The sequence below is a fragment of the Streptomyces apricus genome, from assembly GCF_008369065.1.
GTDB lineage: Bacteria > Actinomycetota > Actinomycetes > Streptomycetales > Streptomycetaceae > Streptomyces > Streptomyces apricus.
The window spans coordinates 2,874-26,619 of the sequence record NZ_VDFC01000075.1; the positions used below are offsets into that span (position 1 = coordinate 2,874).

A 23,746-nucleotide genomic window follows, 5' to 3' on the forward strand; every position below is an offset into this window, starting at 1 on the left:
CCGCCCGCCCTGAGCGCCTTCTTCCACGACCTCCGCGAAGCACTGCACGCGGCCGGCTGCCCGCCCGAGGCGATCAAGACGGAAGGAGCACCCGGCCAGATCGAGGTGACCTGGCCCTACGGGGACCCGATGACGGCCTGCGACATCTACACCGTCCACCAGCACGCGGTGCGCCACCTCGCCGCACAGCACAAGATGGCGCCCACCTTCATGGCCGCCCCGCAGACCGGGGTCGGCAGCGGCCTGCACCTGCACGTGTCCCTGTGGCGCGACGAAGAGGACTCGGCGTTCTGGGCACCGCAGTCCGGGGTACTGCCCGAACCGTTGCAGCACTCTGTCGCCGGACTGCTCACCGCTCTGCCGCACCTGGTGCCGCTGTACGCGCCCACCGGCAACTCCTACAAGCGCTACCGCCCGCACTCGTTCGCACCGACCCGCTTCACCTGGGGAATCGACAACCGCACGTGCGCCATCCGTGTCACCGGCGAGGAGTCGAATCCGCACCTGGAGAACCGTCTGCCGGGCGCCGACGCGAACCCCTATCTGGCCCTGGCCGCAACCCTCGCCGCGATCATCCACGGCATCCGCAACCAGCCGAAACTCCCCGACCCCTGCACGGGCGACGGCTACGAGGATGTTGAAGCCTGCGAAGTGCCGCGCACCCTGGACGAAGCACTCACCGACTTCGTCGACAGCTCCATCCCATCGGCGGCATTCGGCTCCGACGCGATGGATCACTACGTCCACGCCGGTGAGCTCGAAGTCGGCGCACTCGCCGGCCAGGTCACCGACATCGAGCTGCTGCGGGGATTCGACCGTGCCTGAAGTCTCCACCTTGGCGTTCTCCGCAACCGATACAGCAGCGCGCCGTGTGCTGCGGCAGCTGGCGGGGCTGCTGTCGCTCACCCCTACCCATGATCGCGATCGCATGCAGGAGACGTGCTTGTGAGCACGACGGACGAGCTCGCCAACCCCGATGCGTGGGTCCACCGTCTCTGAAACACCGGGGTGGCAGGCCCACACGGCGCCTGCCACCCCGGCACCACACCGCTCAGCAAAACCGCAAGGGAACCGTCCATGACGCTCACCTCCGCACAGACCGAAGTCCCGTCCGCCATCCCGGAGTTCCTGGAACTTGAGATCACCGGACGGTGTCAGCTCACCTGCCCGGAGCTCTGCTACGCGAAGTCGGGCCCCTCCAACGGGCACGGCGAGATGTCCACCGACGACTGGAAGCGGCTCATCAGCGACGCCGCCGAGGTCGGCGTGAAGAAAGTCCAGTTCATCGGCGGGGAACCCACCCTGCACCCCGACTTCGAAGCCCTGGTGAACCGCGCCCTGGTGCTCGGCCTCACCCTGCAGGTCTACAGCAACCTCTACCGCGTCAAGCTTGAGCACTGGGAGCTGTTCATGCGTCCGCGGGTGACGGTGGCGACGTCGTACTACAGCGACGATCCTGCAGAGCATGAGCGCGTCACCAACCGCAGGGGCTCGCACGCCGCAACCCGCGCGAACATCGTCGAGGCCCTGCGCCACCGTATCCCGCTGCAGGTCGGCATCGTCGAGGTCTTCGAAGGACAGCGCACCGCGCAGGCACGCGAGGAGCTGCTCGCTCTCGGCGTCCGTACGGTGGTCACCGACCGGGTACGCAGTGTGGGCCGCGGCGAGGTCCACATCCCGAGTACCGACGACCTGTGCGGCAGGTGCGCGAAGGGCCGGGCGGCCGTGATGACCGACGGCACCGTCACCCCGTGCGTCCTCGGACGGTTCCTGCCCACGGGGAACGCGAAGACCGACGGGCTCGCCGCCGTGTTCAGTGGACGGGCCTGGGCGGACACGGCAGCACGCATCCCGGCGCGCACGGACGCCTGCCCGCCGGACGATTCCGGGGACTGCGACCCGGCGAACACCGACGCCTGTGACCCGGCGTACTGAGGAAGAGGAGGAGCCGACGATGACGTGGGTGGCACACGCCCGGACCCTGGCACGGGAGATCATCCGCCCGGAATCACGCTGGCACTCGGCCCTGACCGAGGTGCCGCGGCATCAGTTCGTCGTCAACTGGTGGGAGCGGGAAGGCGAGACCTGGGCTCTGCGCAGCGGTCCCGCCGACCCGCCGGCCTGGATGGCGACGGCCTACAGCGACCAGACACTCGTGACCCGGGTCGGCACATCCCACGCAGACAGGGCCCGCGTCGGCGACGTCCTGCCCGACGGCATGCCGACCTCGTCGTCGACGCTGCCCAGCCTCCTCGTGCGGATGTACCGGCACGCGATGATCGGCGACAACGACCAGATCCTGGTCACGACAGGCAGCGGCTACAGCACCGCCCTGGCATGCGTACGGCTCGGCGACAACTACGTCACGAGCGTCGACGTCGACGAGCACCTGGTGCGCACCGCCCAGGACCGGCTCGGTGTGCTCGGCCTGCGCCCGCAGCTCAAGGTTTGCGACATCACGGGCCCGCTGCCGGGCAGGTACGACCGGATCATGTCCACGGTGTCCGTGCGCTCCGTGCCCGCCTCCTGGCTCCAGGCGCTGCGGCCTCGCGGCCGCCTCGTGACGACGATCGCCGGCACGGGTCTGATCCTCACCGCCGACAAGACACCAGACGGCGGCGCCACAGGCCGCATCGAGTGGGACCGGGCCGGATTCATGCCCGCCCGCCACGGCGCCGACTACGAGTCGCCTCCCGCCGACGTCTGGAAGCAGGCCACCGAGACCGAAGGAGGGCAGTCCTACACCAGCCGGTACCCGCTGCTGTACCCCCCGGACGCCTGGGACGTCATGTCGATGCTCGAACTAAAGATCCCTGGCATCGAGTATCACCGTCACGAGGATAAAGGGGGTCTCCGAACGGTGTGGCTGCTGCACCCCGACGGGTCATGGGCCCGCGCCGACGTCGCCGACTTCCTCGCCTCGCCAATCGTGCACGAGGGCGGCCCCCGACGGCTGTGGACGGAGCTGGAGAAGATTCGCAACCGCCTCAACCGCGAGGGCGTACTCCCTGTCTACGGCGCCCGGGTGGCGATCACACCGGAAGGGGAAACGACGCTGACCCGCGGAGGCTGGACAGCGACTCTATAGCTATCTACTTAGATCAACGTAAGGGCCTTGAACACTGTGGATAGAGCAAGCGTCTTCTAAGCACATGCCCTATCGCTCGGAGAGCAATAGGGCATGTCTCAGTCCTTCGTCGACCGCGATCAATAGTCCGTGCCGGAAGCGTCGCACCAACCATCGCTCGATGCAAGGCCGGCCCTTGCGCGACACTGGTCCAGATATCCGCCGGTAGATGCTGGAGGGACCGGCCGCAACGCGAACAACTGACTTGCCAAATTACGACGTTTCGACGGCTCCCGTGGCATCGTCACTCACTTCGAGCTCATCGTTCTCGACCTTGAGTACCGGATCAGTGCTGGAGTCAGACAACTCCAACCCCAGCCATCCCTTGAGTCGTGTGTACGCCAGACGTAGGAGGACGTCTGCGCGCTGGTCCATGAGCGTAGGATCCCACTTATTTTCGCTCTGCCCCAGTGCCCGCAGATGTGGCAGAAAGCGCGACATAGACGCCAGGTCTTCGGTTGTCTGTGCGAAAGACAACCCGGAACCATTGAGGATCGACCTGGCATCATCGGCCGTCGGGGCGCCAAGTGCCGCGTACAGGACCTTCTTCTCAGTCCAAGGACGCGAACTCAGGGACGCGTTGGCAGCACCCGGCGCCAGGACCAAATTGCCCAATTTGTGGACGGTTTCCTTGTCGTTGTAGAACTCCGCATCCCACCCGCCTGTGAACTGCTGCGGTGCGATGTGCTCGACCGTAAGATGTGTCTCGTCCGCCCAACCATCCGCGGTGAAGCACGAGGCGACCCCCGTCTTACCTTGAATGATCAGGCCCGGATTTTTCGGATCTTCAATTGTGTCGTGATATGCAGCGAGAAGTAGGAAACGCGCCAGTGGTCGGCTGATTTTGTAGATCGGCAACGCGGAAGCATCGGCCAAGAATGAGGCCAGGTTGGGGATGGCCCCGTGCTCAGGGTGCGACAAGCGCGCCGCAAGTTCCTTTTGGAGCGCGTCGGCATCGACGGTGGGGTCAGGCTTCGATGGATCCGGCACCGCCCGGTGGCGAGCTAGCGGTCCAACGCCCGTAAGGGAATCCACCCCCGCCATGACCGCACGGTACCTACTGTCAATGTTGCCTGTGCCGCGGCGGGTTGCCCGCCAGAAGACCGTAAAGGCAGTAATTGCTTTGATCGCCTTCTCAAACTCGGCGATGCACTCAGCCCTAGCCTCCCCTTCGTCCGCGTAGACAGCCTCGGAGTAGAAACGCACGAGCGGCGCGATGGCAATGGTGTGATTGAGTGAACTGAGGAAGGCCAAGCACAGCTTTACGGTGTCCGTCATGGCGGCCGCTTCTAGCCCGGGAAGCGCGCGGGGCGAGTTACGCGCGGGCTCCCAGGCATTTCCTATGAAGGCCGCAGTGTCGCGCAAATGACGTAGATACGCGTTTCGATCGTCAGCAGATTCCTTGTGACGCTCAAAGGTATCGCGCATGTAAACTCGCTGATCCGGTAGGCGCTTTGAGAGCTTCTCCCCGGTCTCTGCCAGCGCGAAAGTTACCAGCAGGTCTCGAGTTGCGTTCTGAAGCTTGTCTCCGACGTCAAAGCGGTCCAGGTAGCCCTGAACCTCTTTCATATAAACGTATGCGTCCGAGTCCTGATAGTCCTGAATCTCCTCCGCCATCACCACCCGAGGGAGGAAGGTCTCGAAGGCAGTCAGAGGCTCACCCGTTGTATTCAGCGACTCGAAGATCGTGAAAGCGTAATCCTCGTCCTTGCCTTGAACAACCGTCAGAGCAATGCGGTTCAGGGCATAGGCGGCAAACATGATGAGTCGCATCAGCTCAGCCTCGGGCCCGTCTTCCAAATCCTCCAACCAACCACAGAGTTCGGGGGCGAGTTCGTGGTTGAAGAGCGCACGCTGAAAGTCGATGCTGGTGGCAAGGGTTGCTAGAGGCGGAAGAGCCTCCAACTCCTCAATGGACTTACGCTGCGACAGTTTAATCAAACCGGTACGGATCTCGCTAAACCTCTTAATGAGGTCGCCTTCACCTTCACCTGCATCCTGTCGAGCCGCTGGCTTGAAATCTGTCGGCTTAGAACTTACTGACTCGCCCTCGACTAGCAATGAGTACTTGTAGATGAGGTTGGCAATCGGTGAATCATATTGCTTCAACTTTTCATCTTTGGCCCATTGATCCACGAAGGCCCTGATGAGGCGCGGATAAATCGGCGGTTTAATTCCGTAGTTCTTTCGCTCGTAAAATGCCGCCGCAAGCATCTGCAGTATGTCGCTTGTTTCCGAGTTAAGGTGCGTCCGAATGCTGTCGGTCGGGTCCGGAGTCTCCCCTTTGAACACCTGCCATGCGCGCTGGCGAATGAGGTTGTGCAGACAGACCAGCAGAATAAGAAGGCTCGACAAACGCTGTTGTCCATCGATAACAGTGAGAACCTTGGCTGGGACTTCGGATTTCACAATGGGCTTAACCGTGACGTGGTTCACGTCATGGATGGTGATTACAGTCCCCAAGAAAGTAAAACTATCCGGCGCCTTACTCAGATTTTTGAGGCCATGGAGCGTATCGTCGAGCAATTTTTCGACTTTGTCCTTACCCCAGCCATACGGACGCTGATAAGGCGGCAGATAAAGACCCAGCCCATTGTCGGAGAACAACTCGCGGACACTTTTACTTTGCGCCTCGAATATTTCCTTGGCCTGCGTAGGCATACAAACCCCTCTTTATTCAGCAGCGTTCTGCACCTGCAAGCAATCCGTTACGCTCGGTCAAACGTACGCGGTTGATCAAGGCGACGGGAGCGTCATACATCCATCATGCCTCACACGTGACGCAGGTCACAACCCCGTTCAGATTCAGCGCCATTAAGAGCCAGCAAAGCACCAGCGGCCCCAGCAGGAACTGCTGGGGCCGCTGTGTGCGCTTGCGAATTACAGGTGGCAGACGGAACAGCCAGCCTCGTCGTCATCAGAGTCGAGAGCGTCCGAGAGAACTTCCAGCAAGGGGCGGTTGGGCTTGATGCGCTTGGCCGCTCGCTCAAGGGCCGCCTGGTGCTTGGCCTCGATCTCCTCCTTACGCTCGATCAACTCCGGGAGTGACTCCCCCTGCGACCAGGTGTAGTTGCGGCCCTGCATGGCGGTATGCCGGTAGCGGACCTTGTCCTCGTACTCGACGGCCTTGGCATACAGGTCGGGGTGGCGTTCCTTGAGGCCGACCCACTCGTGCTTGCGCTGGAAGAAGCAGAAGTAGCAGCCGGAGCGGGTACGCCACTCGTAGTAGTCGGGCAGGCCGATGCCAGCCTCGTCGAGGATGCGCATGACGCCTTCTTTGTCGATGCCGTCCTCTCGGAAGGGAAAGACGGCATCGATGTTCGGCTTAGTGCTGACGTAGCCGAGGCGGTTCTCGTCAGCCCGGATGGCGACGTAGGAGATGACCTTGTCGTCGCCGACCCAGTCTTCCAGGGGCTTGATCTTGAGGTTTTTGGTGCACCAGCGCATCTGAGGGCTGGGCAGGGTGCCCTGGTAGACCTCCATCCAGTGGTCGAAGTCGCGGTCGGCGTTCAGTCGCACGATGGACTTGCCAAGGGCGGCCTCAAGCCGGTTCAGGTACTCGTATGTTTCCGGGAGTTCGGCGCCGGTGTCGCAGAAGAAGTACTCCATCTCCGGGACTCGGTTGCGCATGTAGACGGCGAGCGCTGAGGAATCCTTGCCGCCGGAGATTCCGAGAACGTGCCGGACCTTCTGGGTGGCTCCGTCGGTCATCCCTGTGCCTTCCTTTCACTCGCCGCTGTCGCGGCCTCGGTTACGCGCTGGGCTAGGGCCGCGAGCAAGATCCTCGCTCCATCCGGACCGAGGGCTTTTTCTGCTTGCTGCAAGACGTCGGCCGCGAGACTGTTGGCCTCGGTACGGGCCTGTTCCGGTACGTAAATCAGGGTGCGTTGTTCCACGCCAGCGCTGTCAGTCAAGGTCAACAACTGGGCGTCGAGTTTCTCTTCCCGTCCGCGGCCCTCGTTCCCGGCGTGGTGCAGGTGCCCGACTCGGTCAAGGGCCGAAGCCATCGACCGGGCTTTCTGCGGAAAGACCTTGGCTTCGTGGTCGTCCCAGTCACCGAGCGCAGAGTTAGTCAGACGTACAACGATGGGCTCAAGCCAGTCTTCGTCCTCAAGGCTGTCGCTAAGGACGAAGTCGACAAAGCCACGCAGTTCAGGAGTCAGCACCGCGCCAGCAAAGCCCCGCAGACGGGCAGCGAGTTGCGTGCGCAGCTCAGGCAGTTCGGCCGGCAGGCGGAACTCCCGTGCGAGGACGTTGACCACTTCGGCCCGCAACTGGCTGTCGATGGACGCAAGTTCGTCGGCCGCCGCGGTGAGCCGGTCGACGTAAGTGTTCGCCGCTTCCGCGTTCACCCGGGCACGGGCCGGAACCTCGGGCAAGCCGAGCGCCCCTGGCAGGGCATGGAAGATCAGGTCGTCGGGATCCAGGGACCGGGCGATCGTGGTGCGCACAGTGCGGGCGTCGGCGGAGATGTTCTTGGTGGTGCGGGCGTACTTGTGCAGGTCGGCCACACGCACGATCAAGGCGCTTGCTACGGAGAGGAGGTCGGGGTTACGCAGGGCCTTTGAGCGCGGTGCCTCCACGCCTAGCGAGACCATCAACTTCTTGATGATGCTGCCCCGCTGGCCGTCTCCGGCTGGCGTGTACTTCACCGAGAAGCGGCCAGGGCCCTTGACGAGTCGCTCGACCACATCAATGGTCAGCCGGGGTAGATAAGTGCCTTCCTCGAACAGGGCAACGTCGTGGCGGCGGATGACCAGAGCGGGGAGCAGGAAGACTGGAATTACGCCGGCCTTGAGTCCAAAAGGCGGGCTCATCAGGACACGGATGACCTCCTCGAGGCTGACCCGTTCAGTAGCGTTGGTCAGAACCTCGTTGAGGGCGTTCCAGGCGGGCTGGGCGTGCTCGTGGCCCACGCCTGGCGGCGAGAAGCCGTACGGAAGCAGGCTTTCTTGCTGGCTCTCGGCCTGGGCTACCCCGTTCTCGCGGTGCAGGCCGAGGTAGGCCAGAACACCACTGTAGATGGCCCGTTCTGCCTTGTACCCGATGAGGCCGAGGTTCTCTTTGCCCGACGCTCGGAGCATGGCCGTGAGCAGTATGCCGCGGGCCTGGGCAGCCTGGCTGGTCAGGACGTGGCGGCCGAGCATCTCGTTGCGGATGTGCGGAGTGTGTGGGTACACCGACTCGCAGGCGAGGGAAACCAGGCCACTGAGGCTGCGCGCCTTCAGGCCGGAATCGGCGGGTTCTTCGTCCTCGCCGATTCCGGTGTGCCAGAGGCTCCAGGACGCTTCGGAGGACGGCGGATAGAACGCGTCCTGCAGAAGCTCCAGCAGTTCGGCCTCGGCCTGCACGAGCCGCTCGATGACTTCCCGCCGGGCGACGTGGTCGATGTCCTGCTGGTTACTGAGTTCCTTCAGCGCGACAAGGTAGGTGGCCGTGCTGAGGACCACGTCGGGGTTGGGGGTGGTGCCGACGAGTACCGGCAGGGGCGAGTCGACGTTGGGCCGGTCGGCATGGGTGCCGAGGTGGAAGACGACAAGGCCGTCAGCGGGTTCCTTCAGCTCGTCCGGGGCGGCGACGAACTCGGTATCCGGGCCACTCACCGCCGTATAGAACACGCGCATCATGCCAGTGACCTGGCTGTGGCGGCCGGCCACGAATGCCTGCGGGACAAGGCTGCCGAGCCGGTCGATGACCGAGGCGTCATCGAAGCGGCTGATGATCTCCTTGAGTCGGCCGTCGATGTCGACGTCCGTGCCCTGCCAGACCCGGTATTCACCGCTGAACTCACGGTGGACCACAAAGCCCCGGCTGACCAGATCGGCCAGCCGTTCTTCGAGCGCCGTGAAAGCGTCGGGGTCGGCGACGTCGGTGGGGTCGTGAAGCGCGAAGTGGATCATCGGCGCAGTGGCGCTCAGCGCCCCGTCGGAGTCGATCAGGTTGAGGACGCCGATGGTCTTCAGCACGTTCTGGTCGGCCTCTGGGAGACCGTTGGCGTCCCGGATGCGCGAGTCGATCTCGATCCACTTGCTCGCATTTGCGGAGGCGAGCAGGGTGGTGCGCCCGGAGTTGAGGAAATAGTCGTAGAGCTGCGGCAGTCGCACCGTGCTGGCGTGTTCCGCCTTCTGGTTGCTGTGCCGTGCCAGCGAGTGGTGGATGGTGTTGGGTTCGCCGCTGTTAAGGAAGCCCGAAAGGCTGCGGTCGTGCTGGCCGATCTGAGCAGCAAGGGTCGGCGCGGCCAGGGCGGTGATCGGGTGCAGCGGGTAAAGGTCCGCGAAGTGGTCGGGGCTGAGTTCGGCCAGAACGCCGAGCCCGTGTTGGGTCCAGATGTCCGCAGACGCTTCGGCCGACGCGGAGATCAGGGCCTGCCCTGCCGAGTTGACAGCCGAGTGGTCGAGGCGGCGACGCAGCAGCTGCAGAGAATCGCCGTGGTGGGGAACGAAGGTGACGTCTTCGAAGCGCCCTTGAATCTTGGCCCATTCGCGAGTCTTCAGTTCACTGGACCGTGAGGCGTAGTCCATGAACGACAGGTGCTGCAAGGTCATCAAGTAGACGGGCAGCCCGTTGGGGCCAGCCGCCTTCTCAGCCAGTTCCTGCAGCAGGAAAAGATCGTGCTGGGCGTCGGCGAACTCGTCGTGACCAGCAAGGTGTTCCAGTGTCTTGCCGAACTCGTCGATGACGAGAAGCAGAGGCTGCTGGCCGTCTACGGTCAGAGCCGTGACGGCGCCGAGAATCTCCTTGGCCCCGGCCTGTTCCGGGTCGGCGCACGCCTGCAGGGCGGCGGCGATGGTTTTCGGGACACGCTTGCCCCAGCGTCGCGCCGCCGCGGTGTGTAGGGCACGTGAGAGCGTGGCAACGACGGATTCGCGGCGCGCAGTGGCCACGCCGCCGAGGAATCCTTCGGGAGCGATGGCGTCGCGTGCTGCAGCAAGGCGCTGGGCGAGGGCGGGGCTGGCCTCTTCGAGGATGTGCTCGGCCTCGCTGCGCCGCTTGGCATCGCGCCCCAGCAGAGCGTCGATGACGTTGGACAGTGTGGATTTGCCAGAACCGTAGGGGCCGGTGAAGGACCAGGCGCGGGTGCGACGTTGATCGGCCAGGGCGCTCGCGATGCGCTCCAGAACGTCGACGGCCCGGGCCCCGACGTAGGGGTCGTGCAGGGTGTCCTCGACATCGCGCTCAAGGTTGGTCGAGCGCATTTGGGAGCCGACAAGTTTGATGCCGGCAGGGAACTGCGGAGTGGCGCTGGCGGAGCTACTTGGGGCCCGCGTGGGGGTTGCGGTGGTCACGCGGCGGTCTCCTTGGGGAAGAGCGTCTGGTCAGTGTTGGCCGTCTCGGTGGCATCCGTGGACTTCTTCTCAAGTTCCTTCTGCTCGGCCTCGGCGAGCTTGGGGAACTTGGCAGCCCACTCCTCGCGGGTGGGGAAGCCGGAACGGCGGGTGACGAAGTCGTACTGCTCGTCCAGGACTTCCCAAGCCAGTTCGAAGGGGTCAGCTGTGAAGGCGAGGCTGCGTTGTCCCACGGCTTCGGTGAGGTTGAGCTGCGGGTGGTCCACGGCGACTTTCTGGATCGCCATGACAATCTCGTTCTCCCGGACTCGGAAGGCGCGCCCAGGGGAGCCCGGCTCGTTGGCGAGGCGGGCCACGGAGATCGAGTTGGCCTGGCGGGAGAACTTGGCAGCGTAGTCCAGGCAGGCGTAGGCCAGGATCCGGGCGGGCAGCGAGGTGCGGTGCCCGCTGGTGAACTGCCACTCGGGCTTGCCGCGCGTACCGACAAAGGTGAGCAGGTCAAGGTCACGGAAGGGACAGGCGAGCAGGTCCTCGTAGCTGCCCGGCGAGCCGGCCTTCTCCGGGGCGCTGCGCGCATACATCTTGGTGATGCAGTCGATGTCCCGGACGATCGACGCCTCTTCCGGGCTCTTGTCGTAGGAGAAATTCACATGACGGGTGACGACCTGCGTCATGTCTGCGGTCGTGAACCGGGAGAACGGCGCCAGATGGAACGCCGTGTACCAGGCCGGCGCGTGGCTCTTGGCCCCGGGGCGGGAAGAGACCAGCCACCAGTGCAGCAGCCACAGGCTGCCGTTCTCCTCCAGGTACGGGTCCGCTCCGTCCTCGTCCAGGAGCCAGCGGGCCTCCCAGGTGGGATAGGAGAACTTGGCCTGGGTGCCCTGCTTGGGCGAGTGCTCGCGGGTCAGCTTGAACGCACGCGACCAGTAGCGCATGGCGTTGACCATGTTCTTGCCCACACCGAACAACACCGGCGCATCGTCCGCGAGAAACGCACCCTGGTCGCGTTTGACCTGCATGTACGCCTTGTGCAGCCAGCCGAAGCGGGGCGCGAACGTTTCGTGTCGCGCGAAGGCAAAATGGGCGGCTTCCCCGAGCCGGCTGTCTGACATTCGGGACCTCTCTGTGTCCAGTGCAATTGCTCTAACGAGGTGGTAAACGGGATAACGGTCAGCTGGGGCCATGGGCTTCGGCCAGTGCGGCACGAACCTGCAACGCGGCGCGTTTGATGGCGCGCGCGGCGTGCTCGATTTCGGCACTCGTGGTGGCGTAGCCCAGCGAGAAGCGGATAGTGCTGTCGGCGTCGTCCCGGGACAGGCCCATCGCCAGGAGCACGTGGCTCGGCGTCGGAGCGCCGGACGCGCAGGCGCTGCCCTCCGAGGCAGCAACGTCGGGCATGGCAGCCAGGACTGCATCCGCCGGCAAGCCCGGGAAGGTGATGCTCGTCACGCCTGGCAGGCGCTGATCGCGGCGTCCGTTGATGCGACTACCTGGCAGGGCATGAGCCACGAGGTCTTCGAGACGGTCGCGCAGGGCGGCAATCCGTTCGGCCTCCTCGTTGAGGCCGTGGTGCGCGGCGGCGGCTGCTGCCCCCATGCCGATGATTCCCGCCACGTTCAGCGTGCCTGCCCGCCAGCCCCGCTCCTGTCCGCCACCCACGAGGAGTGGTCGGTGCGGGAGTGGGGAGCCACGCCGTACATACAGGGCGCCGGCTCCCTGCGGGCCGCCGAACTTGTGGGCAGACAACGACAAGAGATCGACGTCGAGTTCAGCAACGTCCACGGGGAGACGGCCGATGATCTGTGTGGCGTCCGTATGGACGAGTGCGCCGGCTTCGCGGGCCGCCTTGGCCGCGACGCGGAGATCGGTGAGGACCCCGGTCTCGTTGTTCGCCGCCATCAAGGAGACCACACCCCCACGGCGTGCCGAGAAGACTTGCTCCAGGGCGTCGAGATTCACCAGGCCGTCAGCGCCGACCGGGAGCAGCACAAGATCCTCGGGGTTCTCGGCAGTGACCGCACGGGCGGTCTCTAGGACAGCCGGATGCTCGACAGGGCTGGTGACCAGGGGGTTTCCGGCGGTGAATGCAGCTCGGAGAGCCAAGTTGTTCGCCTCGGTCGCCCCGGAAGTGAAGATGATCTCGCCGGGCGAGCAACCAAGGAGGTCAGCTAGCTGCCGACGGGCTACGTCGACCCGATGAGCCGCCTGCCGCCCCGGTTGGTGCATGCTTGAGGCGTTTCCGACCGTCTGCATGGCTTCAAAAACGGCCGTGAGGGCCTCGGGCCGAATCGGGGCAGTGGCATTGTAGTCAAGATAGGACATATCTGGCCCATCTGGCCCGTTCACCATCTGTCACCCCACCTCTCTCGTGTCACGCACCAATGTACTGCTGGTGGAAATCTTCCCTCGCATCCGGGGTTCCACCAGGAGCTCGCCGCGAGCCTAGCGGTGAGCCGAGATCCACTCTCTGAATCACCCGATCGCGGGGTGTCACACACCGCTTACCGAACAAAGGTTCTAGGCGGAACGTTGTACGCGCAAGCTGTGCGCGTCAAGATCCACGCGTGGCCCGACGAGCCGGCCTGCGGAGTCAAATGCCCGTCCTGGCTGGGCTTTTCGCCTAATCTGCATCTGTTGTCAGTGGCTCCGTTTAAGGTGGTCCGCACGCTGTAGCGCGGCAGCAACTACGCACATTGGGGCGGGGCTTGGCGCGCCCGAACTGGGGGTGGAAGTTCATGACGACAGCTGTTCCGGGCATGCATGCCTGCGGGCTGGAGCCTGCAGGGCAGGTGAGGCAGTGACAACGTGGTCACCGGGGATGTCCTTCAAGGCGCTCCTCGCGGATGCACCGATGGCGTACATCCGGAGGCATGTCGGTGAGCGGCTGTGCGCTCTGCTCGATCTGATCGAGGGAGGTGCAGCGGGAGACGATCGTCTTCGGGCCGTTGCCCCGATCGCCATCGACGTCGAGCGTCTGGTGGCCGACGAGGCTGAGCGTTCCGCCCTGATCGCCCTGGTTCCGGGGCCCAAGCGGGCGGAGCTGGCGCAGCGCCTGGGCTCGGTGGGCGACGAGCAGCCGCCTCTGGACTACTTGCAGAGCCTGAAGTGGACGGCGGACGAGCGGCGCGAACTGCTGGAGTTTTTCGGCTTCACTATCGACCGGGTACCGTCCCTTCCTCCGGCGTTCAAGCAGGAGTCGGCTCCCGAGTACGGCTTGTTCCCGCATCAGCGTCACGCGGCGGCTCGGGTCAAGGAACTGCTGTATGACGGGCCGCGGCGGACGGTGCTGCATCTTCCGACAGGCGTGGGCAAGACCCGCACGGGCATGAGCCTGATCTGCGATCATCTGCGGCAGCACGAGCCCACCGTGGTGGTGTGGCTGGCCCACGGGCAGGAGCTGCTGGAGCAGGCCGCCGCCGAGTTCGAGCGCGCCTGGACGAAGGTCGGCGACCGCCCGCTCCCGGTGCTGCGGGTATGGGGCAACACTCCCGCAAACCTTGCGGAGATGACCGACGGGTTGGTCGTTCTCGGGCTGGAAAAGGCCGTCTCGGCAGCCAAGTCAGACCCGCAGTTCCTGGCCACCCTCGCGGCACGCAGCACGCTGACGGTCTTCGACGAGGCTCATCAGATCATCGCGCCCACCTTTCAGAGGGTCGTCGACGAGCTGACGATCCGTCACGATGCGAGTCTACTCGGGCTGACCGCCACTCCGGGACGTACGTGGGCAGACATCTCCAAGGACGAAGAACTTTCCGACTACTTCTCCCGGCAGAAGGTCATGCTGGAGATCGAGGGCTACACCAACCCGGTGACGGCCCTGATCGAGCAGGGCTACCTGGCTAGGCCGCTGATGCGGACGGTGGCCTCCGAGGCGGGCATGCACCTGTCTACCCGGGACCAGCAGCTCCTTGCGCGGTCGTTCGACATCCCGGCCGACATGATGGCCGAGCTCGCGGGCGACGAGCAGTGGAACCTCAAGATCATCCAGACGATCACGGAGCTGCTTCAGCAGCAGCACCAGCGCATCCTGGTGTTCGCCGCTTCCGTGGACCACTGCCGACTCATCGCGGCCGTGCTGTCCGCTGCCGGCTTCGACGCCGAGTTCGTAACGGGCGAGTCCTCCCCTCGGCATCGCAGCCAGGTCATCTCGCGGTTCAAGGGGTCCGGCCGGCGCCCCATGGTTCTGTGCAACTTCGGCGTCCTGACGACCGGCTTCGACGCACCGGCGGCCAGCGCGGCAGTGATCGCCCGTCCGACCAAGTCCCTCGTGCTGTACAGCCAGATGGTCGGCCGCGTCATCCGCGGCCCGAAGGCCGGCGGCACTGACACCTGCGAAATCGTCACCGTCGTGAACCCGGAGCTTCCCGGGTTCGGCGACGTGGCAGAAGCATTCACCAACTGGGAAGACGTATGGGAGACAGCGTGACCAACGACGGCAGCAACTACCGGATCGTCAGTCCTAAGCTGACCGTCAAGGCCATGCGGGACAGCGGCTACAAGAACACCGCCTACGCCCTCGCCGAACTGATCGACAACAGCATCGATGCCAAGGCCGCCCTCGTGGAGGTTTTCGCCTGCGAGAACCCCGTGCAGGTCGGCTCCCGGACCAGCCACCGCGTGGAGACCATCGCGGTCATGGACAACGGCCATGGCATGGAGGTACCGCAGCTGCGGCGCGCCCTGAAGTACGGCGACGGGGATGGGGCAGACCCGGATCGCATCGGCCGCTTCGGCATGGGCCTGCCCAACTCCAGCATGTCCCAGTGCACCCGGCTCGACGTCTGGTCCTGGACCAACGGCGCGGGAAACGCCATGTGGACGTACCTCAGCCTCGAAGAGATCGAGAAGGGAGAGATCGACGACGTCCCCGAGCCTGAACACTCCCCGCTGCCGGACTACTGGCGCGACCTGAGCGAGGGCCTCGGGGACACCGGCACGCTCGTCGTCTGGACCAACCTGGACAAGGTCAACTGGTACGGAGCCGCAGCCACGCTGAAGAACACCGCCGACCTGATTGGCCGGGTCTACCGGCACTACCTGCATGCCGGACGTGTCGACATCCGGATGGCCCCCGTCCGGGAGGGCAAGGTCGTTGACGGCGAGTACCACGCCGTGCCCAACGACCCTCTGTACCTGATGGCGCCGACCTCCACCGACAAGCCGTTCTCGGACAAGCCGATGTTCATGCCTTTCTCCATGGGCAGTGAGTCCGAGCCCGGTGTGACGCAGTTCCCCGTGGTCCATGAAGGCAAGAAGCACAACATCACCGTCCGGGCCTCCATCGCCCGCCCGGAGGCCCGCCGCGCCGACGTCGAAGGCCACCCGTGGCCGGATGGAATCAGCCGCACGACGGACTCTGGCATCCTTCCGTGGGGCAAGCACGCCAGGCGCAACGTCGGCATCTCGCTCGTACGGCAGGGCAGGGAGCTGGACCTCGACGCATCCTGGGCCATCGGATACGACCCGACGGAGCGGTGGTGGGGCATCGAGGTGGAATTCCCGCCGGACCTTGACCCCATCTTCGGCGTGACGAACAACAAGCAGAGCGCCACGGTCTTCTCGTCCCTGGCCCACTTCGATTGGAAGGCCCACGCGGAGGCCGGCGAATCCTTCAAGGGGTTCAAGGAACGCCTTTCCGACCTCGGCGACCCGCGTCTTCCTCTCATCGACCTTGTGCTCTACCTGGAAGAGAAGCTCCTGCCGGCCATCCGGCGCCAGCTGAAGCAGCAGACGATCGGGACCCGCAAGAGCAAAAAGCGGCACGACGAGGACGCCGCCTCCAGGGCCACGGATGCCGTCAAGCGCCGCAGCGAGGAGGGTCACACCGGCAAGACCGACGAGCTGGAAGAGGGCACGACCACCGAGGCCAAACGGCAGGAACAGGTCGCGGCCCTCACCCAGCGGCATCACCTCGACGAGGACACCGCCCAGTCCATGGTCGATGAGGCCCTGGAGAAGAATCTGCGTGCGCGGTGGATCTCCAGCTTCCAGGACACCTCCGCCTTCTTCAGCATCGACCTTATGGCCGGCATGCTGCAGGTGATCTTCAACGAGAAGCACCCGCTGCACGCCCAGCTCATCGCCGTCCTCGAAGACATCCCCGAGGATGCCGACGCAAACGACCTGCGCGACCGGCTCAACCGTGCTGCGGAGACCTTCAAGCTGCTGCTCTTCTCGTGGGCCCGGATGGAGGACGAGACCTACCCCGATAACCTCCGCGAGCGGATCGCGGACGCGCGCCGCGAATGGGGCCGTTACGCCCGCGACTTCGTAGACGGAAAGGCCGGCGGCGCGTGACCGAGCCCGGCCACATCTGGCGGCAGATCGAAGAACTGATGGCGGGCGCCCACGGGCAGGTGACCCTCGTGGCGCCCTTCATCAAGCGAGAGGTTCTGGCGGCCACCTTGTTCGCCCTCCCCGCCACCGTCGAGGACATCGAGTGCATCACGCGCTGGGTCCCTGAGGAGGTGGCGGCAGGGGTGTCCGATCCCGAGATCATTGAGCTCGCCGAGGAGGACAAGCGGCTGCGCATCGCACTGTGCCCGAGCTTGCACGCCAAGCTCTACCTCACCGGCGAGCGCTGTCTGATCGGGTCCGCCAACCTGACGGGGAAGGCCACCGGGCGCGTCCCCAACGCCAACATCGAGATCCTGGTGGAGGCACCCGCGGCCCATCCGGAAGTCGTCCGGGTGCTCACCGAGATCGAGGCCCGCGCGGTCGAAGCGACGCCGCACATGGCCGACCTGGTGAGAAGGCAGGCCGACCTGCTGAAGGAACACCGTCCGGCTGCCTCCGACCAGCCCCGAGAGGAAACCCTGCAGGGCTGGTACCCGGTGACACGGCGCCCGGAGGCCATTTACCCGTATTACTGCGGGAGAGCACAGTTCGGGCGGTCTGTCGAAGCGGCCATCCTCCGGGACCTCGCGCTCATCGGCATGCCCGCAGGCTTGTCCGAGACGGAGTTCTCGGACGTGATCGAAGGCCGCCTGCGGGAAATCCCTGCTCTTCAGGCGCTCGTGGCTGGAAACCGCCTGAGCAACGTGGAGTTGCAGCACGCGCTGCAGGAGCAGACAGGCATGACGGACGAACAGGCCAGAAGGACCACCGAGACCATCGCGGCGTGGCTTCGGCACTTCGGCCGCTTCTACACCGACGTCGGGACGTGGGAAATCCGGCACGGACAGGAGTTGCACTAAGAACTCCTACCGTGGCGATCGCGGCCGGCCTTGGCACCGAGGCCGGCCTTTGCACGGCTACTATCTCGGGTGCTGCGCTGGGTGCCTGCCGGCACGCCTAGGATCTCTGCGGACCGCCTGGTGAGGAGCATTCATCTGGCGGTCACTCGGCAGGAACGTTGGTGTAGGGAAGGTACGCATGTCTCAAGCGCGGGTTCCGTACTTGCTCGGGCACGCCGAGATCGCCTCTCTCTTCAACATCGAGCGCCAGACGTCACAGAAATGGCGTACGGAAGGCACGCTCCCGGAGCCCGACCTGCTCGCATCCGGCAACCCGTACTGGCTGCTGGCGACGGTGCTTCACATCGACGGTGACGGCGTCCGTCAGGTCGATCAGCAACAACTGGCGGATTACAGGGCCAGCTTCCCTCACGGCTATGACGTGCAGGACAAGGAGCAGCTGCCCGTTATCCTCGGCATCCAGGAAACAGGCCGCGTCCTCGGTCAGGACGCGCAGGCAGTCTCCCGTTGGCGCAACCGGAGGCGGATCGCCGAGGCCGACCTAGTCCTCTCCGGCTCCCCTCTCTGGCTCCTGGAGACCATCCTGGCCGACGCACCACAACGCCAGCGGCCCATCGACCAGGCCGAGGTCACCAAGCTCTGTGCAGGGCAGCGCGGCTCCCAAAAACCTCGCGGCCGCAGAACAAGCACCCCTGCCGTATCCCCGCCGCAGAAGCCTCTGCCCGCCGCAAAGACATTCACTGCTGCCGACCAGGCTGCCGCAGCCAAGTTCCTCACATCGGTCCTGGCCGACGGCTACTCCGTCACCATCACGCCTCAGCGCTAGTTCACCTCTCCGGGCGCAACCTCCGCGCGCAAGCGCCCCACACCAGCACGCCGCTGCTGTCTCTGTTCGCCGACAGCCATGAGAGAAACACTTGATTTATGCGGCCCGCATCCATACTGTCTCTCGTATGTCGATCTTGCAGCAGACCCCGGGAGCCCACCACGCCGAGCCAACCGACCCCACTCCGCGAGCCACTTCCAGCGGGCTCAACCGGCGCCCCATAAAGGTCATCTCCTACGGCGGCGGCGTCCAGAGCACGGCCCTGCTCGTACTGGCCGCTCGCAAAGAGATCGACTTCAGCACCTTCCTCTTCGCCAACGTCGGCGACGACAGCGAGCACCCGGCGACCCTCGCCTACGTTCGCGAGATCGCCATCCCATACGCCGCAGGTGCCGGACTGGAGATCCACGAGCTCGAGCGCCGGCGTCGCAGCGGGGCCACCGAAACGCTGATGCAGCGGCTAAACCGGCCAGACACGCGGTCGATCCCCATCCCGGTGCGCATGGCCAACGGCGCTCCGGGCCGACGCAACTGCACGGCGGACTTCAAGATCAAGGTGGTCGGTCGGCGGCTCCGGGAGCACGGCGCCACCGCGGAGCATCCAGCGGCGGTTGGCATTGGCATATCGCTCGACGAAATCCACCGAGCTAACCGCCGACGGAGCGAGTCCCACGAGGTCATCGAATACCCGCTGCTCGACCTTGGGCTCCGCAGGGACGACTGCGAGCGCATCATCGCCGAAGCCGGTCTACCGGTGCCGCCCAAGAGCTCGTGCTTCTTCTGTCCCTTCCGTACCGTCGACGCATGGCGCCACCAGCGTAGGCACGAACCGGAGCTGTTCGCCTTGTCGGTCCGATTGGAGGAGACAATCAATCGGCGCCGGGCCGCGCTCGGGCGGGACGCCGTGTATCTCACGAGGTACGGCATCCCGCTCACCCAAGCCATCCCTGATGCGTCCCCGAGTGATGGCAGCGTCGACGAGGATGAGGGAGTTTGCGATTCGGGTTGGTGCATGACCTGAAATGCCCCGAGCGGAGGCCGGAAGCCGTTGCTTCCGGCCCACCCTCGCGTTACCACGCAGGATGCAAAGGAGTAGCCACCCACTGGATCGAAGTCCCAGCGGACCTAGCGATGTTCGCCGGCGATCCGGTCCGCAGCCCGCCGCCGGAGTGCAGACGGCGTGGTGGGCTCAGAGCTCGGGCGGCTCACCGGGGGCAAGGTGGAGAACGGCCAGATACTCGCCGTAGGGCATCTCTTCGTCCACCCACCGACTGTCACCGGAGGCGTCAGGAATCCACATTCCATCGAGGAGGTACTTGTCGTCGAAGGCCGCGACGCGGTCCTCCTTCACCGCTGCCGTCATCAGCACCTGGAGCCCCAGCAGAAGCACCGTGGAGGCTTCCCTGCCGGTGCAGACCTCAGCGTGCCCAGCGGCGAAGATCTTCATATCCGCGTCGTTGCTCGGCTCGGGAATGCCCGCACGGCCGTGTACCGCCTTCTCGTGCAGGGCAACCGCCTGCGCCACTCCTGTCGCGACCGGTGCATCGCTGCTACCCGCATGGTCCGGGCAGTGTGTCCCCAGATGTTCGGCGACCGCTCGTGCGTGCACGGGCAGTGCTTCGGCGTGGTGCTGCAGCTGCCGCTCAGCCGCCTCGATGGCGAGCCAGGGCTGTGCAGCGTCGGGGTGCAGCAGCCGGACGAACCCTTCGAGTGCTGCACGCAGGTAGCCGAGCCGGACCTGGTGCAGCTGCCATTCCTCCATCATCTCTGTCCAGACGGCGTCGAAGTCGCCGCCTACCGAGCACATGCCGCCGTCGTCGTAGGACATGTCGAAGGTCATCGTGCGCAGCCCCTGGGCGAGGCGCAGCCACTTGTAGGCGTTGTCCCAGACCTCCTGCGCCCCCGGCACACCGGTGACCTCGGAGGCGTGCTCGACCCAGTCGGTGAGTTCGCGGACGTGGTCCTCGGGGTCGGACAGCGCGAGGGTTGACTGCGCTCGGTAAGAGGGCAGGCAGGAGCCGCCAGCTCGGGTGGTCGTCATGGAGGGAGCGTCTCACGGACCACTGACAATCACACCGGGATCGAAGGCTGGTCGAAGGCTCATGTGTTGGTGGTTCGCCGCACGAGCCGGTGGCCTCGCAATTCTCGTTCGCAGCGGACGAGTTCACGTTCCCAGCCGTCTTCCGTACCGATCAGGTGTGGGCTCTCGTAGAGGCCGGCGCGTACTTCGGCGTCGGTGAGCCGCCGGTACTTGGACGCATCGGGATCGTCCCCCGCGAGGAATTCGTGTTTGCGGTGCAGTAGGGGGCGGTTGGTCGAGTCTGCGTACGAGGTGAAGGAGGACTTGAGGCTCTTCAGGTCGACGGCGTACGAAGCAGCGAGACGTGGGTGGGGGTCTGTATCGAACTCCGGGTAGTCGAGCCAGCTGACGCCACGCCCCTGGTGCCGGAGCTTGACGACGGACCACTCACCGGGTCGGCCGGCAGCGATACTCGCGCACTGCTCATACAGTCGCAGCACAGTCGGCACCCGGTGAAGCGCCCGACGGTGAACGTACAGGGCGGTCGCGGTGAACTTGCCAGCGATCGATCCGCTCATCGCTCGGCGGATGTATGCGTCGTCGCGCAGCTTGAACAACAGCCGATCTGCTCGCTGACACGCCTCGGTGTACGAGGGGAAGAAGGCGCGAATATCCAGCTGAATGGGGAGCGGCAGACTGGTTACAGAACCTCGGCCATGAAACAGCTCTAGGGCGAGGAACTGCAGCGTGTCGAGGGCACCGCGCTCCGCGCTGCGTTCCACCTTCACGGGGTCTGCCGCCTGCTCGGCCAGGCGCTTCAGTTCGACAGGGCGCAGGTGACCTAGGAGGCCGATGATCGGCTGCGGCATTTCCTCCAGCTGAGGCATCCGGCCGCGCTGTTCGAGGTGATCGACGACGGAAGCGATCGCCGAGGCGGTGTCCTCGGACGCCAGCCATTCGCCATCGGGCACGATCTGGCGGGCGATGTAGCTGAGGCGGGCCTCGTCGTCTTTGAAGGCGTAGACGATGCCCGGCGCCGCCGACACGCAGCGGACGCCCGTTGCTTCCTCTACGTAGTCGCGCAGTTCTCCGGCAGCGTAGAGATGCTGGAAGGTGCGGCGCTGAGTCAGGATGCCGTCACCGTGCTCTGTCCCTTTGATCTGGTTGCGCTCCCACCGCAGCCGTGCAGACACCACGAGCACGGAGCTGGCGAGTTCCCACGCTCGCAGGAGTGTCTGACGCCGTTCGGCAGGGTCTTCAATGACGTTCAGGACATAGGTGAGGAGGACGACGTCGGCCGGCCTGAGCAATCCCTCGGGGAAGTGAACTGGGTCCCAACCCGCGACGTCGAGACCGAGTTGTCGAAGTACACGCACATCGCCACCGCGCCCACACCCGTAGTCAAGGACTTTTCTCCCAGGCTCCAGCCGGAGGTCGCCAAGTGCACGACGAGCCGGGAGTGAGAGTCCGACACGGCCGATTGCGGTCTGATGCCTCTGGCTGCTCCAGAGCTGCTGTGTCATCGGTGTCCCCTTATACAACGGACCGGCCAGCACGCGACATCACCGCACCTTACGCTGGGACGACTCCGAGATCCGTTTATCGACGCTGCGCCTTCCGACAGCTCACGGCCGCTGCAGGTACCCCGCCTGTGCCCGAATCCGCCAACTGATTGCGAGTCCGCACGTCTTAGACGATGTCTTGATTGGCAGTGGCTCGTTGTTCTGGCATGGCCATAGTTGAGCGGTTGGTGCTTGAGGGATTGTGGGAGATTTTTCAGCAGGTGGCGCCGGAGCAGCCGGTGCGTGCGCAGGGCGGGGGGACGGCGGCGATGTGATGACCGGGCGGTGCTCGCAGCGATCGTCTTCGTTGCCACCTCTGGCTGCKCCTGGCGACAGCTACCGCCGGTCTTCGGCGCGTCCTGGCAGACCGTGCACCGACGCTTCACCGACTGGTCCAGGGCTCGGGTGTGGGCCAAGCTGCACCGCGTCGTCCTCGACCGGCTCGGCGCGAACGGCGAGCTCGACTGGTCCCGGTGCGCGATCGACTCGGTCAGCATCCGCGCCGTCAAAGGGGGCCCTTGACCGGACCGAATCCGACCGATCGTGGCAAGCTCGGGTCAAAGATCCACGTCATCTGCGACCGTAACGGGCTTCCGCTCTCGGTGGGTATCTCCGGCGCCAACCTGCACGACAGTCAGGCCCTGATCCCGCTGATGCGCGGCATCCCGCCGATCCGCTCCCGCTACGGGCCAAGGCGCCGCCGCCCGGCCAAGCTGCACGCGGACAAGGGCTACGACTTCGACCACCTGCGCAGCTGGCTACGCCGCCGACAGATCGTGCTTCGAATCGCCCGCCGCGGCGTCGAGAACTCCAGCCGTCTGGGGCGACACCGCTGGGTCGTGGAGCGGACCATGTCGTGGCTGAACGGATGTCGACGCCTGCATCGCCGCTACGAACGCAAGGCCGAGTACTTCCTCGCCTTTGCCGGCATCGCCGCAGTCCTCATCTGCTACCGCCGCATCACCGGGTAACCATCCAACCCCCGATAGACATTATCGCCACTCTGGGGGAATGCTGGCCAACTGCCGTTCCAGGTCCCAGTCAGCCTGCTTGGCCTTGGGCTCGAACCACGGGGCCCCGTCGCCGATCCAAGATTCGCGATGCCGACGGACCGCAGTCGCGGTGCCGTCTTCGACCCCGGACTCGCAGCCGCAGCACGCGCACACCACGAACAACGACAAGCCGTCCTCGTCGAACCGCACCTCCCCGGCGTCCAGCCCACAGATCCGGCACACCGTCTCAACCCTGCCCTCCATGGGCACAGCCTACGGATACCGCCAATCAAGACATCGTCTTAACCTCTCGATGAAACGTACGCTGCGGCAGCATGCGGGCAGCACTGTTGCACCCGTGGGGCGAGGCGAGGAGCGGGAGCAGTTGGACAGTTACAGCAAGTTGGTCAGGGACCGGGTCCCTGAGATTATTCGGGCTGCCGGAGCCAAGCCGATCACTTACATCGCCGGGCCTGAGGAATACCGCAGCAGGCTGCGAGACAAGCTGAGCGAGGAAGTCGCTGAGTTCCTTGCGGCGGATGAGGCGACGGCAGTGGATGAGCTCGCTGACGTGCTAGAGGTTGTGTACGCGCTTGCCGAGGACCTAGGCGTGGACTCGGGAGGACTGGAAGGAATCCGCCTGGCGAAAGCGCGGGAGCGGGGCAGTTTCACCAATCGGGTCGTCTGGTCCGGCAACCACTGATCCGCCGGTCCCAACGCTGGCCAGCCAACGACTC

General features: G+C 65.0%; 16 protein-coding genes and 2 pseudogenes. 10 read left to right on the forward strand and 8 right to left on the reverse strand.

Annotation, left to right across the window (positions count from 1 at the left end):
• The 3 genes and pseudogenes from FGF04_RS33725 to FGF04_RS33735 form a co-directional block, all read left to right on the forward strand.
• Positions 1-825: pseudogene (locus FGF04_RS33725) on the forward strand (glutamine synthetase family protein); the annotation flags it as partial.
• A gap of 252 nt (positions 826-1,077) precedes the next feature.
• A complete protein-coding gene (locus tag FGF04_RS33730; RefSeq protein WP_149515199.1) occupies positions 1,078-1,935 on the forward strand; it encodes a radical SAM protein in 858 nt (285 codons plus the stop codon).
• A gap of 19 nt (positions 1,936-1,954) precedes the next feature.
• Complete coding sequence (locus tag FGF04_RS33735) at positions 1,955-3,088, forward strand: methyltransferase domain-containing protein (RefSeq protein WP_149515200.1); 1,134 nt, start codon at positions 1,955-1,957, stop codon at positions 3,086-3,088.
• A gap of 252 nt (positions 3,089-3,340) precedes the next feature.
• Here FGF04_RS33735 and FGF04_RS33740 read toward each other — a convergent pair whose 3' ends face one another.
• The 5 genes from FGF04_RS33740 to FGF04_RS33760 form a co-directional block, all read right to left on the reverse strand.
• Positions 3,341-5,788, reverse strand: a complete 2,448-nt coding sequence (locus tag FGF04_RS33740) for a DUF262 domain-containing protein (RefSeq protein WP_149515201.1) — start codon at positions 5,786-5,788, stop codon at positions 3,341-3,343.
• 219 nt (positions 5,789-6,007) lie between these two features.
• Positions 6,008-6,838 carry a phosphoadenosine phosphosulfate reductase family protein gene (locus FGF04_RS33745; RefSeq protein WP_149515202.1) on the reverse strand — a complete coding sequence of 277 codons (831 nt, stop codon included), beginning with the start codon at positions 6,836-6,838 and terminating at the stop codon, positions 6,008-6,010.
• The gene (locus FGF04_RS33750; protein ID WP_149515203.1) at positions 6,835-10,413 is read right to left on the reverse strand and encodes an ATP-binding protein; all 3,579 of its coding nucleotides are present in this window, start codon (positions 10,411-10,413) and stop codon (positions 6,835-6,837) included. Before FGF04_RS33750 ends, FGF04_RS33745 begins: the two co-directional genes overlap by 4 nt.
• Positions 10,410-11,525 carry a DUF4007 family protein gene (locus FGF04_RS33755; RefSeq protein ID WP_149515204.1) on the reverse strand — a complete coding sequence of 372 codons (1,116 nt, stop codon included), beginning with the start codon at positions 11,523-11,525 and terminating at the stop codon, positions 10,410-10,412. Before FGF04_RS33755 ends, FGF04_RS33750 begins: the two co-directional genes overlap by 4 nt.
• 58 nt (positions 11,526-11,583) lie before the next feature.
• Positions 11,584-12,735, reverse strand: a complete 1,152-nt coding sequence (locus FGF04_RS33760) for a cysteine desulfurase family protein (protein WP_188114349.1) — start codon at positions 12,733-12,735, stop codon at positions 11,584-11,586.
• Between the two features lie 496 nt (positions 12,736-13,231).
• On the opposite strand from FGF04_RS33760, the gene FGF04_RS33765 reads away from it, so the two are divergent.
• The 5 genes from FGF04_RS33765 to FGF04_RS33785 all read left to right on the forward strand — a co-directional run bounded on the left by FGF04_RS33765 (position 13,232) and on the right by FGF04_RS33785 (position 19,456).
• Positions 13,232-14,839: a DEAD/DEAH box helicase gene (locus tag FGF04_RS33765; RefSeq protein WP_149515206.1), complete on the forward strand. Its 1,608-nt coding sequence runs from the start codon at positions 13,232-13,234 to the stop codon at positions 14,837-14,839.
• A complete protein-coding gene (locus FGF04_RS33770; RefSeq protein ID WP_149515207.1) occupies positions 14,824-16,710 on the forward strand; it encodes an ATP-binding protein in 1,887 nt (628 codons plus the stop codon). Before FGF04_RS33765 ends, FGF04_RS33770 begins: the two co-directional genes overlap by 16 nt.
• Complete coding sequence (locus tag FGF04_RS33775; protein ID WP_149515208.1) at positions 16,707-17,609, forward strand: phospholipase D family protein; 903 nt, start codon at positions 16,707-16,709, stop codon at positions 17,607-17,609. Before FGF04_RS33770 ends, FGF04_RS33775 begins: the two co-directional genes overlap by 4 nt.
• 178 nt (positions 17,610-17,787) lie before the next feature.
• On the forward strand, positions 17,788-18,435 hold the full coding sequence (locus tag FGF04_RS33780) for a hypothetical protein (protein ID WP_149515209.1): 648 nt from the start codon (positions 17,788-17,790) through the stop codon (positions 18,433-18,435).
• A gap of 220 nt (positions 18,436-18,655) precedes the next feature.
• The gene (locus FGF04_RS33785; protein WP_149515442.1) at positions 18,656-19,456 is read left to right on the forward strand and encodes an adenine nucleotide alpha hydrolase family protein; all 801 of its coding nucleotides are present in this window, start codon (positions 18,656-18,658) and stop codon (positions 19,454-19,456) included.
• A gap of 168 nt (positions 19,457-19,624) precedes the next feature.
• On the opposite strand, the gene FGF04_RS33790 is transcribed toward FGF04_RS33785, so the two are convergent.
• Together FGF04_RS33790 and FGF04_RS33795 are read right to left on the reverse strand one after the other, a co-directional pair.
• Positions 19,625-20,476: a hypothetical protein gene (locus FGF04_RS33790; RefSeq protein ID WP_149515210.1), complete on the reverse strand. Its 852-nt coding sequence runs from the start codon at positions 20,474-20,476 to the stop codon at positions 19,625-19,627.
• A gap of 59 nt (positions 20,477-20,535) precedes the next feature.
• The gene (locus FGF04_RS33795; RefSeq protein WP_149515211.1) at positions 20,536-21,978 is read right to left on the reverse strand and encodes a DNA phosphorothioation-associated putative methyltransferase; all 1,443 of its coding nucleotides are present in this window, start codon (positions 21,976-21,978) and stop codon (positions 20,536-20,538) included.
• 206 nt (positions 21,979-22,184) lie between these two features.
• Here FGF04_RS33795 and FGF04_RS33800 point away from each other — a divergent pair.
• Positions 22,185-22,988, forward strand: a pseudogene (locus tag FGF04_RS33800) (IS5 family transposase).
• 21 nt (positions 22,989-23,009) lie between these two features.
• Here the strand turns inward: FGF04_RS33800 and FGF04_RS33805 are convergent.
• Positions 23,010-23,273, reverse strand: a complete 264-nt coding sequence (locus FGF04_RS33805) for a hypothetical protein (protein ID WP_149515212.1) — start codon at positions 23,271-23,273, stop codon at positions 23,010-23,012.
• 49 nt (positions 23,274-23,322) lie between these two features.
• Here FGF04_RS33805 and FGF04_RS33810 point away from each other — a divergent pair, with 49 nt between their 5' ends.
• Positions 23,323-23,712 carry a nucleoside triphosphate pyrophosphohydrolase gene (locus FGF04_RS33810; RefSeq protein WP_149515213.1) on the forward strand — a complete coding sequence of 130 codons (390 nt, stop codon included), beginning with the start codon at positions 23,323-23,325 and terminating at the stop codon, positions 23,710-23,712.
• Positions 23,713-23,746: the final 34 nt, after the last annotated feature.

Coding starts and splice junctions, on each gene's coding strand:
- FGF04_RS33730 (WP_149515199.1), top strand. CDS start 1,078: ATGACGCTCACCTCCGCACAGACCGAAGTCCCGTCCGCCATCCCGGAG.
- FGF04_RS33735 (WP_149515200.1), top strand. CDS start 1,955: ATGACGTGGGTGGCACACGCCCGGACCCTGGCACGGGAGATCATCCGC.
- FGF04_RS33740 (WP_149515201.1), bottom strand. CDS start 5,788: ATGCCTACGCAGGCCAAGGAAATATTCGAGGCGCAAAGTAAAAGTGTC.
- FGF04_RS33745 (WP_149515202.1), bottom strand. CDS start 6,838: ATGACCGACGGAGCCACCCAGAAGGTCCGGCACGTTCTCGGAATCTCC.
- FGF04_RS33755 (WP_149515204.1), bottom strand. CDS start 11,525: ATGTCAGACAGCCGGCTCGGGGAAGCCGCCCATTTTGCCTTCGCGCGA.
- FGF04_RS33760 (WP_188114349.1), bottom strand. CDS start 12,735: ATGTCCTATCTTGACTACAATGCCACTGCCCCGATTCGGCCCGAGGCC.
- FGF04_RS33765 (WP_149515206.1), top strand. CDS start 13,232: ATGTCCTTCAAGGCGCTCCTCGCGGATGCACCGATGGCGTACATCCGG.
- FGF04_RS33770 (WP_149515207.1), top strand. CDS start 14,824: ATGGGAGACAGCGTGACCAACGACGGCAGCAACTACCGGATCGTCAGT.
- FGF04_RS33780 (WP_149515209.1), top strand. CDS start 17,788: ATGTCTCAAGCGCGGGTTCCGTACTTGCTCGGGCACGCCGAGATCGCC.
- FGF04_RS33790 (WP_149515210.1), bottom strand. CDS start 20,476: ATGACGACCACCCGAGCTGGCGGCTCCTGCCTGCCCTCTTACCGAGCG.
- FGF04_RS33795 (WP_149515211.1), bottom strand. CDS start 21,978: ATGACACAGCAGCTCTGGAGCAGCCAGAGGCATCAGACCGCAATCGGC.
- FGF04_RS33805 (WP_149515212.1), bottom strand. CDS start 23,273: ATGGAGGGCAGGGTTGAGACGGTGTGCCGGATCTGTGGGCTGGACGCC.
- FGF04_RS33810 (WP_149515213.1), top strand. CDS start 23,323: ATGAAACGTACGCTGCGGCAGCATGCGGGCAGCACTGTTGCACCCGTG.